Consider the following 23721-nt stretch of genomic DNA (forward strand, 5'->3'; position numbering starts at 1 on the left):
CCCCCGACACGATCGCCTCGCGCAAGATCGCGGTGCTGTCCCCCGACGCCGTCGACGTCGTCGGAACGCAGCGCTTCATCGAGCTCATGCAGCAGCGCGGTGCAGTGGCGTGGGGCCAGGGGGCGGCGCGGTGTCAGACGGCGAGTTGCCCAGGGCCAGCAGCGTTTCCGCGGTGCGTCGGGATAGCTGCCAGCCGCCCTGGAAGGGGGTGAACTCCATCGGGAACGTGAACTTGCCGTTGTTCGCCCGCGGGGTGTTGACGCTGACCGTCGCCATCACGTCGGAGGGATTCTTGTCGGACCACGCGAGGTTGTTCGCCGCGAAGGTCATCGGGAGGTAGCCGTTGTCCCGCAGCGCGTTGGTGAATTTGTCCAGGGTGGCCGCGCTCTCGGGGGTTGCCCCCTCGACCAGGCTCACCTTGTTGATGCCCGGAACGTTCGGGTCGGCGAGCCGGTTCAGCACCTCGGTAAGCGCTTCGGGCGGGGGCAGCGGGGCGGTCGGCGGAGCGACGATGACCGGACTCGACGCGGCGGGCACCGGCGCAGACGGACTCGAAGACGCGACCTTGGGTTCCTTGTGCGAGCACCCCGCGAGCCCGATGGCCGCCACGGCGATGGCGGCACTTAACGCAACGGACGGGTTTCGATGCATCCGGTCGACTCAGTGGCGTGCTATTAGCGCACGCCTGATTCTTGCAGTGGCGTGGCTGCGAGCGTCGAGCCAACGGGTGCAATGCAAGTCACACCTGCCGTCGCCGCGGCGACGTCCGCGACGGCCGCCACGCCTGTGGCGAGGGCTTTTGGGATCACAGGTGTCCTTTCGGTGGTCCCGAATCGACGCTGAGGTTACCAGCGGGAGCAATGACGCGAATTTTGACGGCATTTGACTCCGCACATCTGGCGGCAATCGCCGGTAGCGTTGATGTATCCACCGCGTTATTCGGGGCGGGAAAGGAGCGCAACATGGGTGACTCAGAGCGTTCTGAAGCATTCGGCACAGCTAGCGAAACCGACATGTCCAGCGACGATGCTGCCGAATTGGAACAGTTACGCCGTGAGGCAGCGATGCTGCGCGAGCAACTGGACCACGCGGTGGGGCCGCACGGCGCCGCCCGCTCGGCCCGCGACGTGCATCAGCTCGAAGCCCGCATCGACTCGTTGGCCGCACGCAATTCCAAATTAATGGAAACTCTTAAGGAGGCCCGCCAACAACTGCTCGCACTGCGCGAGGAAGTCGACCGGCTCGGCCAGCCGCCCAGCGGCTACGGCGTTCTCCTCGCCGCGCACGACGACGACACCGTCGACGTGTTCACCTCGGGCCGCAAGATGCGCCTGACATGCTCGCCGAACATTGACGCCACATTGCTGCGCAAGGGCCAGACCGTCCGGCTCAACGAGGCCTTGACCGTCGTCGAGGCCGGCACGTTCGAATCGGTCGGCGAGATCTCCACTCTGCGTGAGGTGCTCGCCGACGGCCACCGCGCGCTCGTCGTCGGACACGCCGACGAGGAACGCATCGTCTGGCTGGCCGAGCCGCTGGTCGCCGAGGACCTGCCCGACGGCGTTCCCGACGCTCTCAACGACGACACCAAGCCCCGCAAGCTGCGCCCCGGCGACTCGCTGCTGGTCGACACCAAGGCCGGCTACGCCTTCGAACGCATCCCCAAGGCCGAGGTCGAAGACCTGGTGCTGGAAGAGGTGCCGGACGTCAGCTACCAAGACATCGGCGGGCTTACCCGCCAGATCGAGCAGATCCGCGACGCGGTCGAGCTGCCGTTCCTGCACAAGGAGCTCTACCGCGAGTACGCGCTGCGCCCGCCGAAAGGCGTGCTGCTCTACGGGCCTCCCGGCTGCGGCAAGACGCTGATCGCCAAGGCGGTCGCCAACTCGTTGGCCAAGAAGATGGCCGAGGTGCGCGGCGACGACTCTCGCGAGGCGAAGTCGTACTTCCTGAACATCAAGGGCCCCGAGCTGCTGAATAAGTTCGTCGGCGAGACCGAGCGGCACATCCGGCTGATCTTCCAGCGGGCGCGTGAGAAGGCGTCGGAGGGAACGCCGGTAATCGTGTTCTTCGACGAGATGGACTCGATCTTCCGGACCCGCGGCACCGGCGTCTCGTCGGACGTCGAGACCACCGTGGTGCCGCAGCTGCTCAGCGAGATCGACGGCGTGGAGGGACTCGAGAACGTCATCGTGATCGGTGCGTCCAACCGCGAGGACATGATCGATCCCGCGATCCTGCGGCCGGGACGTCTGGACGTGAAGATCAAGATCGAGCGGCCCGATGCGGAAGCGGCACAAGACATCTACTCGAAGTACTTGACCGAGGCCCTGCCGGTGCACGCCGACGACCTCGCCGAGTTCGGCGGTGACCGTACGGCCTGCATCAAGGCGATGATCGAAAAGGTCGTCGACCGGATGTACGCCGAGATCGACGACAACCGGTTCCTGGAGGTCACCTACGCCAATGGCGACAAGGAAGTCATGTACTTCAAGGACTTCAACTCCGGGGCGATGATCCAGAATGTCGTCGACCGGGCGAAGAAGAACGCCATCAAGTCGGTGCTGGAGACCGGACAACCGGGGTTGCGCATTCAGCATCTGCTCGATTCGATCGTCGACGAATTCGCCGAGAACGAGGACCTGCCCAACACCACCAATCCCGATGACTGGGCGCGGATTTCGGGCAAGAAGGGCGAGCGGATCGTGTACATCCGCACCCTGGTCACCGGCAAGTCGTCGAGCGCGTCGCGCGCCATCGACACCGAGTCGAACCTGGGTCAGTACCTGTAGCGCTAACCGCTACCGGGTCAGTCGAATTCGAGCGAGTAGCTGTTGGTGAGGTCGTCCTGCGTGACCTGGGCGGGGCGAGTCCTGGTATCCACCCGCAGCGTTTCGGTGAGCACGCGCGGCTCGTAGCGCCACCCGTCGGGCAGGTTCAGGCGGCCGGCCAAGCCGGGCAGGTCGGCCCTCGACAGGTTGGGGTCGACGACCTGGCTCCACGTCTGCATCACCCAGCGCCGCCCGTCGGGGTCGACGAGTTCGTAGACCTCTGCACCGGCGTCGAAGACGAAGACGGTGTTGCGGCTCACCTCGTTGGCGCTGTAGGGCGCGGGGTTCATCGACGACATCGCGACGGTGGCCTGCTTGATCATTTCGATTCCGCCGAAGGTCTTCCGCTCCTGCGGGCCCTGCGGCTCCTTTTCGATGGCGTTCATCAGCCAGTAGCGCGGACCGTTGAGCAGGGCTGCGGCCGCGCCGTTTTCGGCGGCGATGGCCTGTGCGTCGAGCTTGGACCACAGCTCGGCCGGACAATCGTTGAGCGGGAAGCTGTTGTAGACGGTGGCCTGCGGGCCGGACTCACCGACCTGGACGAGAAGCACCTCGCCGTAACGTTTTCCGGACAGATCCTCGGCCATCAGGCGAAATTAATCATTGGCGTGAGCGCCGTCAACAGCGCCGTCAACAGCGCGCCCGTCAACAGCACACGCGGTCAACGCGACGGCGCCGCGGTAGCGGTTGCGCGCGATCAGTGTGGTGCGCAGGTCGTCGATCAGCGGGTCGAGGAATGTCGAGCGGTACTCGGCGTCGCCAGCCGCGCGGGCACTGATGTACATGAACGTCAGCGCGCCGAGGAAAAGCGTCATGTGGATCAGCGAATCCGGCACCTGGAGCGTCAATCCCAACACCGTCGAAGTGCTCTTGTAGGTGTGGGTCCACTCGTTGAGCAGCTCAGGGCTGAGGATGATCAGCCCCAGGATGAAGTAGATGACGGTGGTGACCACCGCCACCACCAGGATCTGCGCCAACTGCGAGGCGGCGAGCACGAACACGACATTGGCGCGTTCGGTCCTTTTCAGCGGGGCGCAGTCATGCGTATCGAGCATCGTCGCGAACGGCGTCTGGGCGAGCTTCTCAGTGCCGGCGAGCTTCTCGGTGTCGTCGGGCCCGGTGTCATCGGGGCCGGTGTCATCGGGCCCTGTGTCATCGGGGGGCGTGTCGCTGGGCCGCACAGTCGTCGAGCGCAGCATCGGCCGCACTCGTTCGAGGGTGGCCGACACGACGAAGGCCGCGGCGATCGACACCAGAAACGCCATCGCCAGCACCAGCCGCTTGCCGCTGATCGTCGCGGCCATCAGCCAGACGTAGGTGTTGAAGAACACCAACGCGGTCAGCAGCACCACCGGCAGCGCCCGCACCGCCAAGGCGCCGACGGTGGCAAGGTGCGAGAGCATCATCCGCACCGCCCAGCCCACCACCGAACCCGCGCCGGCGCCGGTCAGGATCAGCACCGCGGCCACGACGACCGCTTCCTGCACCAGCTGCGAGGGCCCGCCCACGGTCGCCGCGACGCACGCCACGACGACGACCGCGACGGTCGCGACGGCCGCGCGGGTGCGGCCGCTGCGTGACCGGGACACCACCCAGCCGACAACGGCCATCAGCGGAAGCGCCAGCCCGATGATTGCGAGCACGATCCATTCGGAAGTTGTCGGCTCGCCGGTGATCTCGACATCGTTGCCGCCGGTGATCAAGTAGACCGGCAGGACGCAGGCCTGCAACGTCGCGTAGGCAGCCAGCATGGGAGCCGACCGCGGCCAGAGCCGTCGCCACCGCGCCCGCCTGGTGAGCACCGAGGGCAGGCCCCGCTCCAAGAACCAGCTTTCGGCCGCGGAGCCCGCCGTCTCGCGGCTGTCCGTCCGGCGGCCCGAACTCTGGCGCAGCGAGAGGTCCATGCCGGCTCACCCTAGTGTCGAAACGGCCCGCGCGGAGGCTGTTGCCAGGCTCAATTCGGAGCCCGGGAACATGACCGGTCATGTGCCCGGCTTACCCCCGCTGCGGGGGCCGCGTCGTCGCCGGGCCTATCTTGAAGTAATGCAACGGATTATCGGGACGGAGGTTGAGTACGGCATTTCGTCGCCGTCGGACCCGACCGCCAACCCGATCCTCACCTCGACGCAGGCGGTGTTGGCCTATGCCGCCGCCGCCGGTATCCAGCGCGCCAAACGGACTCGTTGGGACTACGAGGTGGAATCGCCGCTGCGTGACGCCCGTGGCTTCGACCTGAGCCGGTCGGCCGGGCCGCCGCCCGTGGTCGACGCCGACGAGGTCGGCGCGGCCAACATGATCCTGACCAACGGCGCGCGCCTCTACGTCGACCACGCCCACCCGGAATACTCCGCGCCGGAGTGCACCGACCCGCTGGACGCGGTGATCTGGGACAAGGCGGGCGAGCGGGTGATGGAGGCCGCCGCCCGGCACGTCGCGAGCGTGCCCGGAGCGGCGAAACTGCAGCTCTACAAGAACAACGTCGACGGCAAGGGCGCGTCCTACGGGTCGCACGAGAACTACCTGATGTCCCGCCAGACGCCGTTCTCGGCCATCATCGCCGGTCTCACCCCGTTCCTGGTGTCGCGGCAGGTGATCACCGGATCCGGCCGCGTCGGCATCGGGCCCTCCGGTGACGAGCCCGGGTTCCAGCTGTCCCAGCGGTCCGACTACATCGAGGTCGAGGTCGGGCTGGAGACCACGCTCAAACGCGGCATCATCAACACCCGCGACGAACCGCACGCCGACGCCGACCGGTACCGCAGGCTGCACGTCATCATCGGCGATGCGAACCTCGCCGAGACGTCGACCTACCTGAAACTGGGCACCACGGCGCTGGTGCTCGACCTCATCGAAGAGGGCCCAGAACACGGGATCGACCTGACCGACCTGGCGTTGGCCCGGCCGGTGCACGCCGTCCACGCGATCAGCCGCGACCCGTCGCTGCGGGCCGCGGTGGCCCTGGTCGACGGGCGCGAGCTGACCGGCCTTGCGCTGCAACGCATCTACCTCGATCGGGTGGCCAAGCTGGTCGACAGCCGCGACCCCGACGCGCGTGCGGCCGACATCGTCGAGACGTGGGCGCACGTGCTCGATCAGCTCGAGCGCGACCCGATGGACTGCGCCGAGCTGCTGGACTGGCCGGCCAAGCTGCGGCTGCTCGAGGGGTTCCGCCAGCGGGAGAACCTGAGCTGGTCGGCGCCCCGGCTGCACCTCGTCGACCTGCAATATTCGGACGTCCGGCTGGACAAGGGCCTCTACAACCGGCTGGTGGCGCGCGGCTCCATGAAGCGTCTGGTCAACGAACACCAGGTTCTCGACGCGGTCGACAACCCGCCCACGGACACCCGCGCGTACTTCCGTGGCGAATGCCTGCGCAGGTTCGGCGCCGATATCGCCGCGGCCAGTTGGGACTCGGTGATCTTCGATCTGGGCGGCGATTCGCTGGTGCGCATCCCGACGCTGGAGCCGCTGCGGGGCAGCAAGGCACACGTCGGAGCGCTATTGGACTCCGTGGACAGCGCGGTCGAACTGGTGGAACAACTAACCAGCTAGGCCCGTTAAACCGGGAAACGTCGGCGTTGACCGGTACTGTAGAGAAACAGGCCCAGACCTAGCAGGAGGCGGCGATGGCTCAGGAGCAGACCAAGCGTGGCGGTGGCGGCGGTGACGACGACGATGTCACCGGTACCACAGCCGCGGGCCAAGAGCGCCGCGAGAAGTTAGCCGAGGAGACCGACGATCTGCTCGACGAGATTGACGACGTCCTTGAGGAGAACGCGGAGGACTTCGTCCGTGCGTACGTCCAAAAGGGCGGACAGTGACCTGGCCGTTCTCTGATCGTCTGCCCATCAACTCGGCATTTTCCGGAACCTCAGGGTTAAACCCGTCCTCGTTCGCTGATTTGTTGCGCCGCCAAGCGCCCGAGCTGCTGCCGGCGGTCCTCGGCGGGGGTCAATCGGGGAGCGTTCAATCGGGGGGTGGTCCATCGGGGAGCGGTCAACCCGGTGGGCAATTTGCGCATGGCACCACGATCGTCGCGCTGAAATACCCCGGCGGTGTCCTGATCGCCGGTGATCGGCGTTCCACGCAGGGCAACATGATCTCCGGCCGTGACGTGCGGAAGGTGTACATCACCGACGACTACACCGCCACCGGCATCGCCGGCGTCGCCGCGATCGCGGTTGAGTTCGCCCGCCTTTACGCGGTGGAACTCGAGCACTACGAGAAACTCGAAGGGGTACCGCTCACCTTTGCCGGCAAGGTCAACCGGCTGGCGATCATGGTGCGCGGCAACCTGGCGGCCGCGATGCAGGGCCTGGTGGCCCTGCCGCTGCTGGTGGGCTACGACATCCACGCGGCCGATCCGGAAAGCGCCGGCCGCATCGTCACTTTCGACGCCGCCGGCGGCTGGAACATCGAAGAAGAGGGGTATCAGTCGGTGGGGTCGGGGTCGATCTTCGCCAAGTCTTCGATGAAGAAGCTGTATTCGCAGGTGACTGATGCCGATTCGGGGTTGCGGGTCGCCATCGAGGCGCTCTACGACGCCGCCGACGACGATTCGGCCACCGGCGGCCCGGACCTGGTCCGCGGCATCTATCCGACCGCGGTCACCATCGGCGCCGACGGGGCGGTCGACGTACCCGAGGGCCGCATCTCCGAGCTGGCTCGTGAGGTCATCGAAAGTCGTTCGCGCGCTGACACTTTCGGCCCTGACGCCGAGCCGCGGGGTGACAAGTGAGTTTCCCGTACTTCATTTCTCCCGAGCAGGCGATGCGCGAGCGCAGCGAGCTCGCGCGCAAGGGCATCGCCCGGGGCAAAAGCGTGGTGGCGCTTGCCTACTCGGACGGTGTGCTGTTCGTTGCGGAAAACCCGTCGCGGTCCCTGCAGAAGATCAGCGAGCTTTACGACCGCGTCGGCTTTGCGGCCGCGGGCAAGTTCAACGAGTTCGACAACCTGCGCCGCGGCGGCATCCAATTCGCCGACACCCGGGGTTACGCCTACGACCGCCGCGACGTCACCGGCCGGCAGCTGGCCAATGTCTACGCGCAGACGCTGGGCACCATCTTCACCGAGCAGGCCAAGCCGTACGAGGTCGAGTTGTGCGTCGCCGAGGTCGCGCACTACGGCGAGACGAAACCACCTGAGCTGTATCGGATTACCTACGACGGGTCGATCGCCGACGAGCCGCATTTCGTGGTGATGGGCGGCACCACCGAGCCGATCGCCAACGCGCTCAAGGAGTCCTACGCCGAGAACGCCGATCTGCACGACGCCTTGCACATCGCGGTGGACGCGCTGCGGGCCGGCAGCGACGGCTCGAACGGCGACCAGGCCTCCCTCGAAGGGGCCAGTCTGGAGGTCGCCATCCTGGACGCCAACCGGCCGCGTCGCGCATTTCGCCGGCTTGGGCGCTCCACCCTGGAACGCCTGCTCGACCAGGCCGGTTCGAAGGGCCCGAAATCCGACTCGAAATCCGACTCGAAATCCGACGACGAATCCGACGACTGACCCCCCGTAACATCCGTGGGCGCGGCATGCTCACGGTCGCGGTCTGAGAACCAGTACCCTCAATTGTGTGCAGCGTCGAATTATGGGCATCGAGACCGAGTTCGGTGTCACCTGCACGTTCCACGGCCACCGGCGGCTGAGCCCGGACGAGGTCGCCCGCTATTTGTTCCGCCGCGTCGTCTCCTGGGGCCGCAGCTCCAACGTTTTCCTGCGGAACGGCGCGCGCCTGTACCTCGATGTCGGCAGCCATCCCGAGTACGCCACCGCCGAATGCGACAGCCTGGTCCAGCTGGTCACGCACGACCGGGCAGGCGAATGGGTGCTGGAAGACCTGCTGGTCGACGCCGAGCAGCGGCTGGCCGACGAGGGCATCGGCGGCGACATCTATCTGTTCAAGAACAACACCGATTCGGCGGGCAACTCCTACGGCTGCCACGAGAACTACCTGATCGTGCGGGCCGGTGAGTTCTCCCGGATCTCCGACGTGCTGCTGCCCTTTCTGGTCACGCGCCAGCTGATTTGCGGGGCCGGCAAGGTGCTGCAGACCCCCAAGGCCGCAACGTTCTGCCTGAGCCAGCGCGCCGAGCACATCTGGGAGGGCGTCTCGTCGGCCACCACCCGCAGCCGTCCGATCATCAACACCCGCGACGAGCCGCATGCCGACGCCGAGAAGTACCGGCGGCTGCACGTCATCGTCGGCGACTCCAACATGTGCGAGACCACCACCATGCTCAAGGTGGGCACCGCGGCGCTGGTGCTGGAGATGATCGAAGCCGGTGTCCCGTTCCGCGACTTCTCGCTGGACAACCCCATCCGCGCCATCCGCGAGGTCAGCCACGATGTCACCGGCCGCCGGCCGGTGCGGCTGGCGGGCGGGCGACAGGCCAGCGCGCTGGACATCCAGCGGGAGTACTACAGCCGCGCCGTCGAGCATCTGCAGGTCCGCGAGCCCAACGCGCAGATCGAGCAGGTCGTCGACCTGTGGGGCCGTCAGCTCGACGCCGTCGAGAGCCAGGACTTCGCGAAGGTGGACACCGAGATCGACTGGGTGATCAAGCGCAAGCTGTTCCAGCGGTACCAGGACCGCTACGACATGGAGCTGTCCGACCCGAAGATCGCCCAGCTGGATCTGGCGTACCACGACATCAAGCGGGGCCGCGGGGTCTTCGACCTACTGCAGCGCAAGGGTCTGGCCACCCGCGTCACCACCGACGAGGACATCGCGGAAGCCGTCGACCAGCCGCCGCAGACCACCCGCGCCCGGCTGCGCGGCGAATTCATCAGCGCCGCCCAGGCCGCGGGCCGCGACTTCACCGTCGACTGGGTACACCTCAAACTGAACGACCAGGCCCAGCGCACCGTGCTGTGCAAAGATCCGTTCCGGGCCGTCGACGAGCGGGTCAAACGGCTGATCGCGAGCATGTAACTCTGGAGCAAATGACGACCTCGAAAGTCGAACGGCTGGTAAACCTCGTCATCGCCTTGCTGTCCACCCGCGGCTACATCACCGCCGACAAGATCAGGTCCAGCGTGGCGGGCTACTCGGATAGCCCCAGCGCGGAGGCGTTCTCGCGGATGTTCGAGCGCGACAAGAACGAGTTGCGCGACCTCGGCATCCCCCTCGAGGTCGGCAGGGTCTCGGCGCTGGACCCCACCGAGGGCTATCGGATCAACCGCGACGCCTACGCGCTGCCGCCCGTCGAACTCACGTCGGACGAGGCGGCCGCGGTCGCCGTCGCCACCCAGCTGTGGGAGTCGCCCGAACTGATCACCGCGACCCAAGGCGCGTTGCTGAAGCTGCGCGCCGCCGGCGTGGACGTCGACCCCTCGGATGAAGGGTCCCCCGTGGCCATCGCCTCCCCGCCCGGGGTGCCGGGCCTGCGGGGGTCGGAGGATGTCCTCGGAATCCTGTTGTCGGCCATCGATTCTCGCCAGGCCGTGCAGTTTCCGCACCGGCCGTCGCGGGCCGAACCGTTCACCACGCGCACCGTCGAGCCGTGGGGCGTCGTCACCGAGAAGGGCCGCTGGTATCTCGTGGGCCACGACCGCGACCGCGACGCCGTCCGCACTTTCCGGCTGTCGCGGATCGGCGCCGAGGTCGTGCCGATCGGTCCCGCCGGCGCGGTCACCGTGCCCGACGATGTCGACCTGCGCAAGATCGTGGCCCGGATCGTCGCCGAAACGCCGACGGGCGGGCAGGCGCGGGTGTGGGTCGCCGAGGGGAGGGCCACCGCGCTGCGCCGGGCCGGACGGTCCACCGGTGAGCGGCAGCTGGGCGGCCGCGACGGCGAGATCCTCGAATTCGAAATCGGCTGGAGCGACCGGCTGGCGCGCGACATCGCGGGCTACGGCGCCGACGCCGTCGTGCTCGAGCCGCAGTCGCTGCGCGACGATGTGGTCGACCGGCTGCGCGCCCAGGCGGGCCTCGGAGGATTGGGGGAGGCCTCATGACCCCGGTGTCCACCCGCCTGGTTCGGCTGCTCAACATGGTGCCGTATTTCCAGGCCAACCCGCGGGTCACCCGCGCCAAGGCCGCCGCCGACCTCGGGGTGTCGGCCAAGCAGCTCGAAGAGGACCTCAACCAGCTGTGGATGTGCGGTCTTCCCGGCTACTACCCGGGCGATCTCATCGATTTCGAGTTCTCCGGAGACAAGATCGAGGTGACGTTCTCGGCGGGCATCGATCGGCCGCTGAAGCTCACGTCGCCCGAGGCCACCGGCCTGCTGGTGGCGCTGCGGGCGCTGGCCGACATTCCCGGCGTGGTCGATCCGGAGGCCGCGCGCAGTGCGATCGCGAAGATCGAGGCCGCCGCGGGCGCGGTCGGGCACGACGCCACGGGTATTGCGGCGGCGGTCGATGAGCAGGCACCTGTCGAGAGCCGGGCCGCGGCCGCAGTACGCGCGGCGGTGCAGTACAAACACGCGCTTTCCATCGACTACTACGCCGCGTCGCACGACACGTTGACCAGCCGCATCGTCGACCCCATCCGGGTGCTGCTGATCGGCGGCCAAAGCTACCTGGAGGCCTGGTCGCGGGACGCCGAGGGGGTTCGGCTGTTCCGCTTCGACCGGATCGTGGAGGCCACCGAGCTGGGCGAGCCGGCCGCCGCGCCCGAGTCGGCGCTGCACGCGCCGCCGGACACGTCCCTGTTCGACGGCGATCCGTCGCTGCCGTCGGCCACGCTGCGGGTGGCGCCCTCGGCGTCGTGGATGCTCGAGTACTACCCGATGCGCGACGTGCGCGAGTTGCCGGACGGCTCGTGCGAGGCGGTCATGACCTACGCCTCCGAGGACTGGATGACGCGCCTGGTTTTGGGCTTCGGCTCGGCCGTGCGGGTGCTCGCTCCCGCGTCGCTCGCGCAGCGGGTGCGGGATTCCGCGGCGGTGGCGCTGGAGTCCTATCAGGTCGCGGCCCAGGGGTGAAGCAGCGCGGGACCTGCGCGCCTCGGCGCGGGGAAACCGGCAGTTCTCGCTACTGCGGTAGCATCGGGTGGACGTCTGGAGGTAATCAAAGTGGGCAGTCTTAGTCCGTGGCACTGGGCGATCCTCGCTGTCGTAGTGGTCCTGCTCTTCGGTGCCAAGAAGCTCCCCGATGCGGCGCGCTCGCTGGGTAAGTCGATGCGCATCTTCAAGTCCGAGATGCGGGAAATGCAGACGGAGAACAAGGACCAAACGCCGTCCCTGCAAACCCCGTCGGAGACCCCCGCGGTGAACCCCCAGCCCGTGCAGTCGGAGCGGGTCGACCCGCCGAAGGCGAGCGAGCAGGGTCACCACGAAGCGCGCCCCGCGTAGCCCGGCGTAGTCGCGGTTAGCCGTCGCGGTTGCCCGAGCGCCACTGACCGAGCGTCGTGAAACTTTTCAAGACTTCAGCGCGCACCGCTGCCTTGCTGAAGCGGCTCAACCCTCGTTACCGGCGCAGCCGCACCAACCCCGATGCGACCATGTCGCTGGTCGATCACCTGACCGAGCTGCGCGCGCGATTGTTGATCGCCTTGGCCGCGATCCTGATCACCACGATTTTCGGGTTCGTCTGGTATTCGCATTCGATCTTTGGGCTGGAGAGCCTCGGCGAGTGGTTGCGCCATCCCTACTGTTCGCTGCCGCAGTCGGCGCGCGCCGAGATCAGCCCCAACGGGCAGTGCCGCCTGCTGGCCACCGCCCCGTTCGACCAATTCATGCTGCGGCTCAAGGTCGGGATGACAGCCGGGATCGTGCTGGCCTGCCCGGTGTGGTTGTACGAGCTCTGGGCGTTCATCACGCCGGGGCTCTATCAGCGCGAGCGCCGCTTCGCGATCGCGTTCGTGATCCCGGCCGCGGTGCTGTTCATCGGCGGCGCGGTGCTGGCCTACTTCGTGCTGTCCAAGGCGCTGGGCTTCTTGTTGACCGTGGGCAGCGACGTGCAGGTGACCGCGTTGTCCGGGGACCGCTATTTCGGCTTCCTGATCAACCTGCTCATCGTGTTCGGCGTCAGCTTCGAATTCCCGCTGCTAATCGTGATGCTGAACATGGTAGGGCTGCTGACCTATGAGCGGCTCAAGTCGTGGCGGCGCGGCCTGATCTTCGCGATGTTCGTGTTCGCGGCGGTGTTCACGCCCGGTTCCGATCCGTTTTCGATGACGGCGCTGGGGGTTGCGCTGTCGGTGCTGCTGGAATTCGCCATCCAGATCGCGCGCCTGCACGACAAGCGGAAGGCCAAGCGCGAAGCGCAGGCGGAGATCCCCGACGACGAAGCATCGGTCCTCGAGGAGCCCGAGCCCATACCCGAGCCGTCGTTCACTGCCGGGCAGCATGACGACGTCACTTAGGCCCGCGTGACCGAGCTGGCCGAGCTGGCCCGGTTCAGCGCGGAGCTGCCATTTGGCCTCGACGACTTTCAGCAGCGGGCGTGCGCGGCGCTGGAAAGGGGTCACGGCGTGCTGGTCTGCGCGCCGACCGGCGCCGGCAAGACGGTCGTCGGCGAATTCGCCGTGCACCTGGCGCTGGCGGCCGGCGGCAAGTGCTTCTACACCACGCCGCTGAAGGCGCTGAGCAACCAGAAGCACACCGACCTGACGCTGCGTTACGGCCGCGACCGGATCGGGTTGCTCACCGGCGACATGTCGGTGAACGCCGACGCGCCCGTTGTGGTGATGACGACCGAGGTTTTGCGCAACATGCTCTACGCCGATTCGCCTGCGCTGCAAGGTCTTTCGTACGTGGTGATGGACGAGGTGCATTTCCTCGCCGACCGGATGCGGGGCCCGGTGTGGGAGGAGGTGATCCTGCACCTGCCCGACGAGGTGCGGGTGGTCAGCCTGTCGGCCACGGTGAGCAACGCCGAGGAGTTCGGCGGCTGGATCCAGACGGTGCGCGGCGACACGACGGTCGTCGTCGACGAGCACCGGCCGGTTCCGCTGTGGCAGCACGTCCTGGTGGGCAAGCGCCTGCTGGACCTGTTCGATTACGAGAACGAGAAGCCGGCCGCCGATCGTCAGCCGCGGGTCAACCCCGAACTGCTGCGGCACATCGCGCATCGCCGCGAGGCCGACCGCATGTCGGACTGGCAGCCCCGCCGCCGCGGCGGTGCAGGACGCGCAGGCTCGGGCCGGCCGCGGTTCTACCGCCCGCCGTCGCGGCCCGACGTAATCGCAACCCTGGATTCCGAGGGCTTGTTGCCGGCGATCACGTTCGTGTTCTCCCGGGCGGGTTGTGACGCCGCGGTCCAGCAGTGCCTGCGTTCGCCGCTGCGGCTGACCACCGAGGAAGAGCGCGCACAGATCGCGGAGGTGATCGAGCACCGGTGCGGCGACCTCGCCGACTCCGACCTCGCAGTGCTGGGCTACTACGAATGGCGGGAGGGGCTGCTGCGCGGGCTGGCGGCCCACCACGCCGGGATGTTGCCGGCCTTTCGGCACACCGTCGAGGAGCTGTTCACCGCCGGCTTGGTCAAGGCGGTGTTCGCCACCGAAACCCTGGCGCTCGGCATCAACATGCCCGCCCGCACGGTGGTTCTCGAGCGGCTGGTGAAGTTCAACGGCGAGCAGCACATGCCATTGACGCCGGGCGAGTACACCCAGCTGACCGGGCGCGCCGGCAGGCGCGGCATCGACGTCGAGGGCCACGCGGTGGTGCTGTGGCATCCCGCCGAAGAAACCACCGAGCCCTCCGCGGTGGCCGGCCTGGCGTCGACGCGCACTTTCCCGCTGCGCAGTTCGTTTGCGCCGTCGTACAACATGACGATCAACCTGGTCCAGCACATGGGCCCCGAGCAGGCTCACCAGCTGCTGGAGCAGTCGTTCGCCCAATATCAGGCCGACCGGTCCGTCGTCGGCGTGGTGCGTGGTATTGAACGCGGGCGCCAGCTGCTCGACGAGATCGCCGCCGAACTGGGCGGGGCCGATGCGCCGATCTTCGAATACGCCCGGTTGCGGGCCCGGATTTCCGAGCTGGAGCGCGCGCAGTCGCGCGCGTCGCGGTTGCAACGACGGCAGGCGGCCAGCGACGCGCTGGCCGCGCTGCGTCGCGGGGACATCATCAGCATCACCCACGGCCGGCGCGGGGGACTGGCGGTGGTGCTGGAGTCGGCCCGCGACACCTCCGATCCGCGGCCGTTGGTGCTCACCGAACATCGCTGGGCGGGACGCATTTCGTCGGCGGATTATTCGGGTGCCTCGGCGCCGGTCGGATCGATGTCACTGCCCAAGCGGGTCGAACACCGGCAGCCGCGGGTCAGGCGCGATCTGGCGTCGGCCCTGCGATCCGCCGCCGCCGGGCTGGATGTCCCGACAAAGCGCCGTCGCGGGGGCGGCTCCGACGACGACGGCGCGTTTCACGACCCGGAGCTCGCGTCGTTGCGGGAGCAACTTCGCCGGCACCCCGCCCACAACAGTCCCGGCCTGGAGGAGCGGATGCGACAGGCCGAGCGCTACCTGCGCATCGAACGCGACAACGCCCAGTTGGAGAAAAAGGTTGCCGCAGCGACCAATTCGCTGGCCCGGACCTTCGACCGGATCGTCGGTCTGCTCACCGAGCGTGCGTTCATAAAAGGCCCGGCCACCGATCCGCGCGTCACCGATGACGGCCGGTTGCTGGCCCGCATCTACAGCGAGAGCGACCTATTGGTCGCCGAATGCCTGCGCACCGGCGCATGGGCGGACCTAAAACCGGCCGAGTTGGCGGCGGTGGTCTCGGCGGTGCTCTACGAGAGCCGCGGCGGGGACGGCCCCGGCGGCCCGTTTGCCGCCGACGCACCCACATCGCGATTGCGGCAGGCGCTGAATCAGACGTCGAAGCTGTCGCTCGCGCTGCGCGCCGACGAGCAAACCCACCGGATCGGCCCGAGCCGCGAACCCGACGACGGCTTTGTCACCGTGGTTTATCGCTGGGCGCGGACCGGCGATCTGGCCGCGGCGCTGGCCGCCGCCGATCCGGCGGGCACCGGTTCGCCATTGTTGGCGGGCGATTTTGTACGGTGGTGCCGCCAGGTGCTCGACCTGTTGGACCAGGTCCGCAACGCCGCCCCGGACGCTGAGCTGCGAGCAACCGCCAAGCGCGCTATCAATGAGGTTCGGCGCGGCGTCGTCGCAGTTGACGCCGGGTAGGCTGAGCCCGAGCTACGGTGGCAGCCAAAGACCAGAGGCGAGGAGACACGATGAGCGGACCCCACGGATCGGACCCGGGCCAGCAATGGCAACCGCCCGGCGAGGGTGGCGATCGGTCCCAGGAACCGACCCAGGTGGGTTCGCCGTGGCAACAGCAGCAGCCCGCCCAGGAGCCGACGTGGCAGGCCCCGGCGTACACGCCCCCTGCCGAATACCCGCAGTACCAGCAGCCGACCGAACAGGCCTACCCCCAACAGCCCGGTCAGTATGGTCAGCCGGGTCAGTACGGCCAGCCTCAGTACGGGCAGCCCGGCCAGTACGGCCAGCCTCAGTACGGTCAGCCCGGCCAGTACGGCCAACCGACCCAGTACGGCCAGCCCCCGTACGGTCAGCCCGGCCAGTATGGCCAGCCGGGTCAGTACGGCCAGCCCGGCCAGTACCCGCAGCAGTACCCGACCTACGAGCAACCGGGTAAGAAGCGTTCGGTCGCGCTGATCGGCGGCATCGCCGGGGTGATCGCGTTTCTGCTCATCGCCGTCGTGCTGGTGCTCGGCTTCTGGGAGCCCGGGTTCTTCGTCACCACCAAACTGGACGTCAACAAGGCGCAGCAAGGCGTGCAGCAGGTCCTTACCGACGAGACCAACGGCTACGGCGCGAAGAACGTCAAAGACGTCAAGTGCAACAAGGGCCAGGACCCGACCGTCAAGAAGGGTGGCACGTTCGACTGCAGCGTCAGCATCGACGGTGCCACGAAGCACGTGACGGTGACGTTCCAGGACAACAAGGGCACCTATGAGGTGGGCCGGCCCCAGTAGTCCGCCCCCAGTAACCCGTCAGCCGGGCAGCGCGTCCAGCGCTTTCTGCAGGCGGCCGATCGACGACCCGACGCCCAGCTCGGTCGCCAATTCGGCGGTCCGCTTGGGGTGAGCGGCGGCCAGCGGTAGCTTGTCGGTCGGTGTTGAAAGCGTGACTGGCGCGTCGGTGGCCACGCGCACCACGTGGCCCGCGGCCTCGATGTAATCGGTGGCGGCAAGCAATTTCGCCCGTAGGCCTTTGGCCATCTTGGATTTCGGATCGTGTGCGGCGGCGAGGATCCGCTCCAGCGAGCCGTGTTGGGCCAGCAGGGTGGCCGCCGTTTTCTCGCCCACGCCGGGCACACCGGGCAGGCCGTCGGACGGATCGCCGCGCATCAGCGCCAGTTCGGCGTAGGCGGCCCCGGCCCGATCCGCCGGGACGCCGTATTGTTCGGCCACCTCGGCGGGCCCGAACAGCGTCGCCTTCGACAGCCCGCGGCCCAGGTAGAGCACCCGGACCGGGACGGGATCGTCGGCGACCACCTGCAGCAGGTCGCGGTCTCCGCTGACGACCACGACTGGGTCGCGGCGCTCGCGCGCCGCCAGCGTGCCCAGCACGTCGTCGGCCTCGAAACCTTCCGCGCCCGCCGTCGGAATCCCGAAAGCGTCCAGCAGTTCCATGATCATGTCGATCTGGGGGGTCAGGTCGTCGGGCACTTCCTCGATGTCGGGCTCACCCGGCGGCTCCGGCTCGGCGACCCGATGCGCCTTGTACGACGGGATGAGGTCCACCCGGAATTGCGGTCGCCAATCGAGGTCGAGACAGACCGCCAGCCGGGCGGGCCGCTGCTGGGTGATCACCACGGCCATCGAGTCGATGAAGCCCCTCACGGCGTTGACCGGCCGGCCGTCGGAGGCCGTGATCGACGACGGCACCCCGAAATACGAGCGGAACCACATGCTGGCGCCGTCGAGCAACAACACGGGTGCGGGCATGCCGGCTATGGTCTCACGCCGCCGAACTCCGGCGCGGGTTAGCCTGGCTGCCATGGATTCTGACCGATTCGACGCCGCGGTGTATGCCCGCCGGCTGGCCGCTGCGGCCGCCGCGACCGCCGACGCCGGGCTGGCCGGACTGGTGATCACCCCGGGCTACGACCTGCGCTACCTCGTAGGGTCGCGAGCCCAGACGTTCGAGCGGCTCACCGCGCTGGTGCTGCCGGCCTCCGGTGCGCCGACAGTCGTGGTGCCGCGGCTGGAGTTGGCGTCGTTGCGTGCGTCGGCCATTCCGGAACTCGGCCTGGCGGTGCGTGATTGGGTCGACGGCGACGATCCGTACCGGTTGGTGGGCGCCGCGCTGGGTGGCGGCCCCGTCGCGACGGCCGTCACCGATTCCATGCCGGCGGCGCATTTGTTGCCGCTGGCCGGTGTGCTCGGCGTGCTGCCGGTGCTGGCCACCGGCGTGCTGCGCGGGCTGCGGATGGTCAAGGAGGAGTGCGAGATCGATGCGCTGCGCAAGGCCGGCTCGGCCATCGACAGGGTGCATGCGCGGGTGCCGGAGTTGCTCCGGCCGGGACGCACCGAGGCCGACGTTGCCGCTGACATCGCCGATGCCATTGTGGCCGAAGGGCATTCGGATGTGGCGTTCATCATCGTCGGCTCCGGTCCGCACGGCGCCGACCCGCACCACGGCTATTCGGATCGTGAACTGCAGATCGGCGACATCGTCGTCGTCGACATCGGGGGAGCCTACGAGCCCGGATATCATTCGGACTCCACCCGCACCTACAGCATCGGCGTACCTAAACCCGATGTGGCCCAACATTATTCGGTGCTGGAGCGAGCCCAGCGCGCGGCGTTCGACGCGGTGCGTCCGGGAGTGACGGCCGAGCAGGTCGACGCGGCCGCCCGCGATGTACTGGCCGAGGCCGGGCTCGCGGAGTTCTTCGTGCACCGCACCGGCCACGGCATCGGGCTCTCGGTCCACGAAGAGCCCTACATCGTCGCGGGCAATGACCTTCCGCTGGCCGCGGGCATGGCGTTTTCCATCGAGCCGGGCATCTACTTCCCCGACCGCTGGGGCGCCCGCATCGAGGACATCGTCGTGGTGACCGAGGACGGCGCGCTGGCCGTCAACAACCGGCCGCACGAGCTGATCGTGGTGCCCGCGTCATAGCGATCGGGACAGCGGCCGTGCGCGTAGGTTGGGCGTGGTGTCAATCCTGGACCTAGCCCTGCTTCCGATCCGCATTGCACGACACGTCACCGACGCGGTGTTGCATCCCGCCTCGCCCCCGCCGGCGCCGCCCGCCCAACTCGTCGTGGTCGACGGCATGCCCGAGGGGGCGCCGCCCGCAGCGCGCCGGCCCGAGCCGCAACTTCCGGCGCCGGCCGGATGGCCGTTCGGCGAGGAGTTCCCGCGCACCTGCGGTAGCGGCCGGGTGGCCGGCGGCGCCCTGTTCTGGACCGACTTCCTCTACGACGACCACGGGGCGACGGGCCTGCCGGTCGGCGACCTGAAAATCCAGGCGCCGCCGCGCGGTACCTACGTCTATCCCGACGGCCCCGCGGCCGGCAACGGCGCCGACATCTTTCGCGTCGCCATCGGGCTCACCGACACCCACACGTGGTGGCGGATCGACTGGAACACGCTGGTGGACGCCTCGGTGCCAATCGCGGTGTTCGCCTTCGACACCGGCCCGAGCCGGTCGGCGCCGGAGCAGTGGCCGGCCGGGGCGGGCGTGCGCTCCGCGGGTATCGACCGGGCCCTGCTGGTTTCGGGCCGCAGCGCCGCGCTGATCGACCTGACCACGGGTGTTAGCACGCCGGTGCAGCACAGCGTCGACATGGCGTCGCGTTCGTTCGTGGCGCAGGTCCCGCGGGCGTTGGTGGACCCGGCAGGCAGCTGGACCGTGCGGCTGGTCGCGGGTTTGGCCAACGCCCCGGGGGACGGGTTCGCCGATGTGCCCGCCGGGCACGGCGCGCTGCCTGGACAACCGAACGTCTACAACGTGGCGTTTCGCACCAACGCGCAGGAACCGCCGCACCTGAACTTCTGGTCCGATGCCGCCCAGGCCGCGGCCCTGACCCGCGGCGACGTCTCGGAGTTCGCGGTGACGGTGCAGTGGGAGCAGCTGGCGGCGGGCGAAACCACGCCCGAACCGGTGATCACCGGCCCGTCGACGCGGTGGTACGTGTCCTCGGTCGAGCTCGGGCAGGGCGTAGAACAAGGCTGGGCGGCCAGCGATATTTTGAGTACCAAGCCGCAATTCCTCGGCCGGGTTCAGCCGTATGCGGTATGCCTGCCTTCGACGTATGCGCCTGGCCTGCCGTTGACTCTGCTGCTGCACTCGCTTGCGTTGGGGCAGAGCCAATTTGCCGCGATCGATCCGCGGCTGCTGCACGAGATGTGCGAGGGCCGCAATTCGGTGGTGGTAACGCCGCTGGCCCGGGGCCCGTCGACCTGGTACTTCGACACCGGCGAGCTCGACGTGTGGGAAGTGTGGGCGCGGGTGGCCGAACAACTGGGTACCGACCCCAATCGCACTGTGGTCTCGGGTTATTCGATGGGCGGCTATGCGGCCTACAAGTTCGGGCTGAGCTATCCGGAGGTGTTCGCGCAGGCCGTCGTGCTTGCCGGCCCGCCGACGTGCGGCGTGCGCCTGCTGCCCGATGTCGACATTCCAGCCGACCTGGACCCGGATTCGCCGTGCGCCCGCGAGGGCGACACGTGGAAGTTACTGGTGAACGCCCGCTGGCTGCCGTATGTCATTGCCCACGGGTTGGTCGACGAACTGGTGCCGTTCGCCTCGGCCGCCGAGCAGGTGCTCGAACTCGACCGCCTCGGCTACCGACACCGGTTCACCGTGTATCCGTTTGAGGATCACATCGCCTGGGTGTTTCAGGACAAGTTCGAGGATCCGATCGCTCACATGGGAACCGGTGTGCGCCAAGCTGATCCGGGGCATATCACGTTCGCGTGGTATCCACAGCTGGTGCGGGCCGACCTGGGTATCGGGCCCGATCGGGCGTGGTGGGTCTCGGAGCTGACCGCGGATCCGGCGGTTGCCGCTCGGCGCGGCGTGGTCGCGTCGGTGGATGCGCGGTCGTATGCCCGGCCGGATCCCACGCACACCGTTCGGCATCGCCGCGGCGTCATCCTCAACTTCGAGCCCTCGCCCGGGTTGTACAGCGAGCTGGATTGGCGCGTGGGATTGCCCGTCGAACCGCTGCCGTATCTGACGTTGCGATTAAGTGGGGTTGCCAGTCTCACAGTGGATCTGCGGCGCGCCGGGTTGGCGTCGTTGCCGTCGTCGACGATCACGGTCGCCACCGATTCCGCCGCGCGGATCACGCTTGGCGAACTACCCGCCGGGGTTGAGGTGCGCCTCGACGGTGAGCCGGCGGGATCGACTGTGGCGGTGCCACCGGGGCGGCACCGAATCACGTTGGGGGCGGCGGCTCGCTAACCGAACGTGGCAGAGCCGGGCCGCACCGCTCGCAATTGCGCGGCGTTGCGCTCCTCCATGTCCGTGAACCCGTTCGCGGCCAGGTGCGCGTTCTTGCCGACCGTCGTCGCCGTTTCCTGGTGTGCCTGCAGGGTTTTCACATGCTGAGCATGCGCCGACGTGACCGCCTCGTGAAACGATTCGGCCGCGGCGAACTGACCGAACATCCCGGGCGTCAGCGGCCCACGCGCCAGGTGACCCGCCGCCTCCTGGGCGTGCCCACCCGCGCGGTGCGACTCGTTGCCGCCCGAATGCAGCAATCCCGTGTCGACTTCCATCGCTAATCCCTTCCGAACAGGAGTAACTCTAATACGGAGGATTTGCTGGTCAATTCACCTTTGGCCGATTGTCGTTGTGCTGCAGGCCTTGAACCACGCGAGGTGATAGTTCGCGGATGTCTTGTCTCCGGTGATGAGTGCATCGATGGCGGCCAGCAGCTGCCAGTTGCCAATGTCGGTGGGGTCCACGTGGTCCGGATAGTTGTCGAGAACGCGGGTGCTGATGGTGGTCAGGTGCTCGTGCAGCTGGTCGACTTCCTTGTCCAGCACGCCGGTTCCCGCGGACGCCGCTTTGGCCAGCGTGTGGGCAAGCCGCGGCAGACCGTCGCGCCATTGGGTGGCTTGGTTGAGCTCCCAGCCGAGTTCGTCGATGTCGGGTAGTCGCCGAGCCCGCGGCGACGTGACGACTGGTTCGTCGTCCTCGGGGATGTGGTGGATCGGGGTGTAGCCGGCGGCGACGCTGACTTCGCCGAGGAGGGCCTCCAAGTCGCCTCGGCGTCGTTCGGGGGGCAGCAGCTTGACCGCGGATGGGAGATCGATGCCCGGGGGGATCCAGCCGCAGGCCAGATCGGTTGCCAGCACGGTGGTGTTGTCGGGGCGGTCGCCGGCTGCCCAGGCCAGCCGGGGCTGTTGGCGGGCGACGGCGAAGACCAGTCGCTGCAAGCGGGCCCTCGCGGTGGCGTTGGCCGATGCCGCGCCCGCAACCGCGCCGGTCGCCGTGGCCGCGACGGCCTGGGATCCAAGACTCGACGGCGAGGATTGCGGCATCGGCACGGCTTCTCGACGCACCACGGTCGGTTGGGCCGGCGTGGCCTGCCCGGCTGTCGGATGGACGGGCGCCGAAGCCGGCGTCGTCGAAGGCGGTGCGCTCGGCGGCGCGGAGGGCGCTGTGGCTGCTGAGATCGAGGGCCTGATGTCGGAGGCGTACGCGGGGAGAGGACCCGACGGCGGGGGCGCGGCCGCAACCGGTCCTCCCGTCGTGGCTGGCCCCGCCACCACCTGCGGCGCAGGCGTTGCGTCGGCCGTTGGCGCGTGCGCGACGGGCGGCGGTGCATCGAACGCCTGCGCGGTCACCGGGGCACTCACGCCGGCCGACGGCGTCGTTGCGGCCGCCGGGTCTGTCGGCGCCATTTGGGGCGGCGGAATCGCACCCGCCGCATTCGATAACGGCGCGCCTGTCTGCAGTCCCTGGTCGAAGCTCTGCAGCAATTGCGCAGGGGTCGTGCCTTGCACCGGGCCCGTCGGCGCCATCGGCGTGCCACCGGTCATGGGTGCCGGCGCGGCTACCGGCTGTGCCGAAACCTGCGGTGCACCCGGTAGCGACGGATTTGGCAACGATGAAGCAGAAGCGACAGATGTTCCCGAGAATGGGGGCCCGGCTTGCGCCGTACCGGGAAGGGGAGGCGGATTCGGGGTCACCCCAGCTTGAGCGACGTTACGTAGTGACTGGGGTGCGGGCGGGGGCGCGGGGACTCCGGGCGCCGTCGGCTTCGGTCCTGGCGGGACGTAGCCGGTTTGATTTGTGGCCGTCAGCGAGTTAGGAACTGGTTGCGGAGGCGCTCCTGGTGGTGCAAGATCCCCCGTGGTTGCCGCCGAACCCAGCGAACCCGATTTGTCGAGTATTCCCCGGACCTGTTCTGCCAACTCATCTTGGTTCCCTGGCGGTCGAAACATCTGCCCGACATCAAGGCCGTGGGATTGCGCGAATTGACGAGCGGACTGCCCTGTACTCTCCTCGTCGAGGATCCGCTGCATCGCATCAAAGACATTGCCGCTATATTTCGCGGCAGCAAGGCCGGCCAGGGCTCGATACTGGTTTATTGCGGCCACAATCTGCGGCACCTTAGCTGCCGCGGGCTCTTTGGAGTCCTGGATCTCTTTGATCCGTTGATTACCCTCGTTAGCCAAATTGGTCAGATCGTGTTGGAGACTCTCCATGCTGTCGTAGGCACTGCTGTACGCGCCCTCCTTGGTGCCGTTCTTTTCGGCAATTCGCCGCGCCTGATCCTCACCTTGGCGGAAAGCATTGCGGAGATCATCAGCCGTATAGCCCTGCTGTTCGGCGAGCGGGCCGGTTTGCGCGTTACGAAGCATGTCTGCGAAGTGCACAAATCCAGCTTTGACCTGGCCGCGATTCATCTTGCCGTGTGAAAGCGCCATCAGATCCTGGTCATCAGGCCATTGATCACCAACGAGCAAGAACGACCATTCGCCGGGAGGAAA

The 23721-nt window shown here is 67.9% G+C and carries 21 protein-coding genes; 15 read left to right on the top strand and 6 right to left on the bottom strand.

The features are described 5' to 3' along the window. Nucleotides 1-84: 84 nt before the first annotated feature. The gene (locus A5744_RS03595; RefSeq protein ID WP_076058479.1) at nucleotides 85-651 is read right to left on the bottom strand and encodes a hypothetical protein; all 567 of its coding nucleotides are present in this window, start codon (nucleotides 649-651) and stop codon (nucleotides 85-87) included. A gap of 311 nt (nucleotides 652-962) precedes the next feature. On the opposite strand from A5744_RS03595, the gene arc reads away from it, so the two are divergent. Continuing rightward, nucleotides 963-2792: a proteasome ATPase gene (arc, locus tag A5744_RS03600; RefSeq protein WP_076058714.1), complete on the top strand. Its 1830-nt coding sequence runs from the start codon at nucleotides 963-965 to the stop codon at nucleotides 2790-2792. A gap of 17 nt (nucleotides 2793-2809) precedes the next feature. Here arc and A5744_RS03605 read toward each other — a convergent pair whose 3' ends face one another. Together A5744_RS03605 and A5744_RS03610 are read right to left on the bottom strand one after the other, a co-directional pair. Beyond that, nucleotides 2810-3418 (bottom strand): hypothetical protein, encoded by a 609-nt coding sequence (locus A5744_RS03605; RefSeq protein ID WP_076058480.1) that lies wholly within the window; start codon nucleotides 3416-3418, stop codon nucleotides 2810-2812. Between the two features lie 9 nt (nucleotides 3419-3427). Continuing rightward, nucleotides 3428-4735, bottom strand: a complete 1308-nt coding sequence (locus A5744_RS03610; protein WP_076058482.1) for a hypothetical protein — start codon at nucleotides 4733-4735, stop codon at nucleotides 3428-3430. Nucleotides 4736-4874: 139 nt separating this feature from the next. Between A5744_RS03610 and dop the strand changes: the two genes are divergently transcribed. From dop to A5744_RS03665, 11 genes are all read left to right on the top strand, one after another. Further along, nucleotides 4875-6383, top strand: coding sequence for a pup deamidase/depupylase (gene dop, locus A5744_RS03615; RefSeq protein ID WP_076058485.1), 1509 nt, complete (start codon nucleotides 4875-4877; stop codon nucleotides 6381-6383). A gap of 74 nt (nucleotides 6384-6457) precedes the next feature. Then, the gene (locus tag A5744_RS03620; RefSeq protein WP_076058487.1) at nucleotides 6458-6652 is read left to right on the top strand and encodes a ubiquitin-like protein Pup; all 195 of its coding nucleotides are present in this window, start codon (nucleotides 6458-6460) and stop codon (nucleotides 6650-6652) included. Further along, nucleotides 6649-7569, top strand: coding sequence for a proteasome subunit beta (gene prcB, locus A5744_RS03625; protein ID WP_076058489.1), 921 nt, complete (start codon nucleotides 6649-6651; stop codon nucleotides 7567-7569). The genes A5744_RS03620 and prcB overlap by 4 nt, the downstream gene beginning before the upstream one ends. After that, a complete protein-coding gene (gene prcA / locus A5744_RS03630) occupies nucleotides 7566-8339 on the top strand; it encodes a proteasome subunit alpha (protein WP_076058491.1) in 774 nt (257 codons plus the stop codon). The genes prcB and prcA overlap by 4 nt, the downstream gene beginning before the upstream one ends. Nucleotides 8340-8406: 67 nt before the next feature. Then, nucleotides 8407-9765 (top strand): Pup--protein ligase, encoded by a 1359-nt coding sequence (pafA, locus tag A5744_RS03635; protein WP_139329450.1) that lies wholly within the window; start codon nucleotides 8407-8409, stop codon nucleotides 9763-9765. Nucleotides 9766-9776: 11 nt separating this feature from the next. Then, nucleotides 9777-10790 carry a YafY family protein gene (locus tag A5744_RS03640; RefSeq protein WP_076058494.1) on the top strand — a complete coding sequence of 338 codons (1014 nt, stop codon included), beginning with the start codon at nucleotides 9777-9779 and terminating at the stop codon, nucleotides 10788-10790. Further along, nucleotides 10787-11761, top strand: coding sequence for a YafY family protein (locus tag A5744_RS03645; protein WP_076058496.1), 975 nt, complete (start codon nucleotides 10787-10789; stop codon nucleotides 11759-11761). Before A5744_RS03640 ends, A5744_RS03645 begins: the two co-directional genes overlap by 4 nt. A gap of 90 nt (nucleotides 11762-11851) precedes the next feature. Next, nucleotides 11852-12130 (top strand): Sec-independent protein translocase subunit TatA, encoded by a 279-nt coding sequence (gene tatA, locus A5744_RS03650; RefSeq protein WP_076058498.1) that lies wholly within the window; start codon nucleotides 11852-11854, stop codon nucleotides 12128-12130. Between the two features lie 149 nt (nucleotides 12131-12279). Continuing rightward, on the top strand, nucleotides 12280-13143 hold the full coding sequence (gene tatC, locus A5744_RS03655; protein ID WP_076058716.1) for a twin-arginine translocase subunit TatC: 864 nt from the start codon (nucleotides 12280-12282) through the stop codon (nucleotides 13141-13143). Between the two features lie 6 nt (nucleotides 13144-13149). Then, nucleotides 13150-15918: an RNA helicase gene (locus A5744_RS03660; protein WP_076058499.1), complete on the top strand. Its 2769-nt coding sequence runs from the start codon at nucleotides 13150-13152 to the stop codon at nucleotides 15916-15918. Nucleotides 15919-15968: 50 nt separating this feature from the next. Then, nucleotides 15969-16733 (top strand): DUF4333 domain-containing protein, encoded by a 765-nt coding sequence (locus tag A5744_RS03665; protein ID WP_076058501.1) that lies wholly within the window; start codon nucleotides 15969-15971, stop codon nucleotides 16731-16733. 18 nt (nucleotides 16734-16751) lie between these two features. On the opposite strand, the gene A5744_RS03670 is transcribed toward A5744_RS03665, so the two are convergent. Continuing rightward, nucleotides 16752-17708, bottom strand: a complete 957-nt coding sequence (locus tag A5744_RS03670) for a 5'-3' exonuclease (RefSeq protein ID WP_076058503.1) — start codon at nucleotides 17706-17708, stop codon at nucleotides 16752-16754. Nucleotides 17709-17760: 52 nt separating this feature from the next. On the opposite strand from A5744_RS03670, the gene A5744_RS03675 reads away from it, so the two are divergent. Both A5744_RS03675 and A5744_RS03680 read left to right on the top strand, forming a co-directional pair. Beyond that, on the top strand, nucleotides 17761-18888 hold the full coding sequence (locus A5744_RS03675) for a Xaa-Pro peptidase family protein (RefSeq protein ID WP_076058505.1): 1128 nt from the start codon (nucleotides 17761-17763) through the stop codon (nucleotides 18886-18888). A 37-nt stretch (nucleotides 18889-18925) separates the two neighbouring features. After that, nucleotides 18926-21181, top strand: a complete 2256-nt coding sequence (locus tag A5744_RS03680; RefSeq protein WP_076058718.1) for an alpha/beta hydrolase-fold protein — start codon at nucleotides 18926-18928, stop codon at nucleotides 21179-21181. On the opposite strand, the gene A5744_RS03685 is transcribed toward A5744_RS03680, so the two are convergent. After that, entirely contained in the window at nucleotides 21178-21498 is a 321-nt protein-coding gene (locus A5744_RS03685) for a DUF2563 family protein (protein WP_076058507.1), read from the bottom strand. The genes A5744_RS03680 and A5744_RS03685 overlap by 4 nt on opposite strands. Nucleotides 21499-21552: 54 nt before the next feature. Next, a complete protein-coding gene (locus A5744_RS24280; protein ID WP_139331224.1) occupies nucleotides 21553-22767 on the bottom strand; it encodes a DUF5631 domain-containing protein in 1215 nt (404 codons plus the stop codon). Nucleotides 22768-23190: 423 nt separating this feature from the next. Here A5744_RS24280 and A5744_RS03695 point away from each other — a divergent pair, with 423 nt between their 5' ends. Beyond that, entirely contained in the window at nucleotides 23191-23649 is a 459-nt protein-coding gene (locus A5744_RS03695; protein WP_076058511.1) for a hypothetical protein, read from the top strand. Nucleotides 23650-23721 lie beyond the last annotated feature (72 nt).

The sequence above is a fragment of the Mycobacterium sp. IS-1264 genome (assembly GCF_001954195.1).
Lineage (GTDB): Bacteria > Actinomycetota > Actinomycetes > Mycobacteriales > Mycobacteriaceae > Mycobacterium.

Excerpts from the sequence above, each read along its gene's own strand:
- arc (WP_076058714.1), top strand. The coding sequence starts at position 963 with ATGGGTGACTCAGAGCGTTCTGAAGCATTCGGCACAGCTAGCGAAACC.
- A5744_RS03665 (WP_076058501.1), top strand. The coding sequence starts at position 15,969 with ATGAGCGGACCCCACGGATCGGACCCGGGCCAGCAATGGCAACCGCCC.
- A5744_RS03645 (WP_076058496.1), top strand. The coding sequence starts at position 10,787 with ATGACCCCGGTGTCCACCCGCCTGGTTCGGCTGCTCAACATGGTGCCG.
- A5744_RS03620 (WP_076058487.1), top strand. The coding sequence starts at position 6,458 with ATGGCTCAGGAGCAGACCAAGCGTGGCGGTGGCGGCGGTGACGACGAC.
- A5744_RS03640 (WP_076058494.1), top strand. The coding sequence starts at position 9,777 with ATGACGACCTCGAAAGTCGAACGGCTGGTAAACCTCGTCATCGCCTTG.
- A5744_RS03685 (WP_076058507.1), bottom strand. The coding sequence starts at position 21,498 with ATGGAAGTCGACACGGGATTGCTGCATTCGGGCGGCAACGAGTCGCAC.
- A5744_RS24280 (WP_139331224.1), bottom strand. The coding sequence starts at position 22,767 with ATGACCGGTGGCACGCCGATGGCGCCGACGGGCCCGGTGCAAGGCACG.
- A5744_RS03610 (WP_076058482.1), bottom strand. The coding sequence starts at position 4,735 with ATGGACCTCTCGCTGCGCCAGAGTTCGGGCCGCCGGACGGACAGCCGC.
- A5744_RS03605 (WP_076058480.1), bottom strand. The coding sequence starts at position 3,418 with ATGGCCGAGGATCTGTCCGGAAAACGTTACGGCGAGGTGCTTCTCGTC.
- dop (WP_076058485.1), top strand. The coding sequence starts at position 4,875 with ATGCAACGGATTATCGGGACGGAGGTTGAGTACGGCATTTCGTCGCCG.
- A5744_RS03675 (WP_076058505.1), top strand. The coding sequence starts at position 17,761 with ATGGATTCTGACCGATTCGACGCCGCGGTGTATGCCCGCCGGCTGGCC.
- A5744_RS03670 (WP_076058503.1), bottom strand. The coding sequence starts at position 17,708 with ATGCCCGCACCCGTGTTGTTGCTCGACGGCGCCAGCATGTGGTTCCGC.
- A5744_RS03595 (WP_076058479.1), bottom strand. The coding sequence starts at position 651 with ATGCATCGAAACCCGTCCGTTGCGTTAAGTGCCGCCATCGCCGTGGCG.
- tatC (WP_076058716.1), top strand. The coding sequence starts at position 12,280 with ATGTCGCTGGTCGATCACCTGACCGAGCTGCGCGCGCGATTGTTGATC.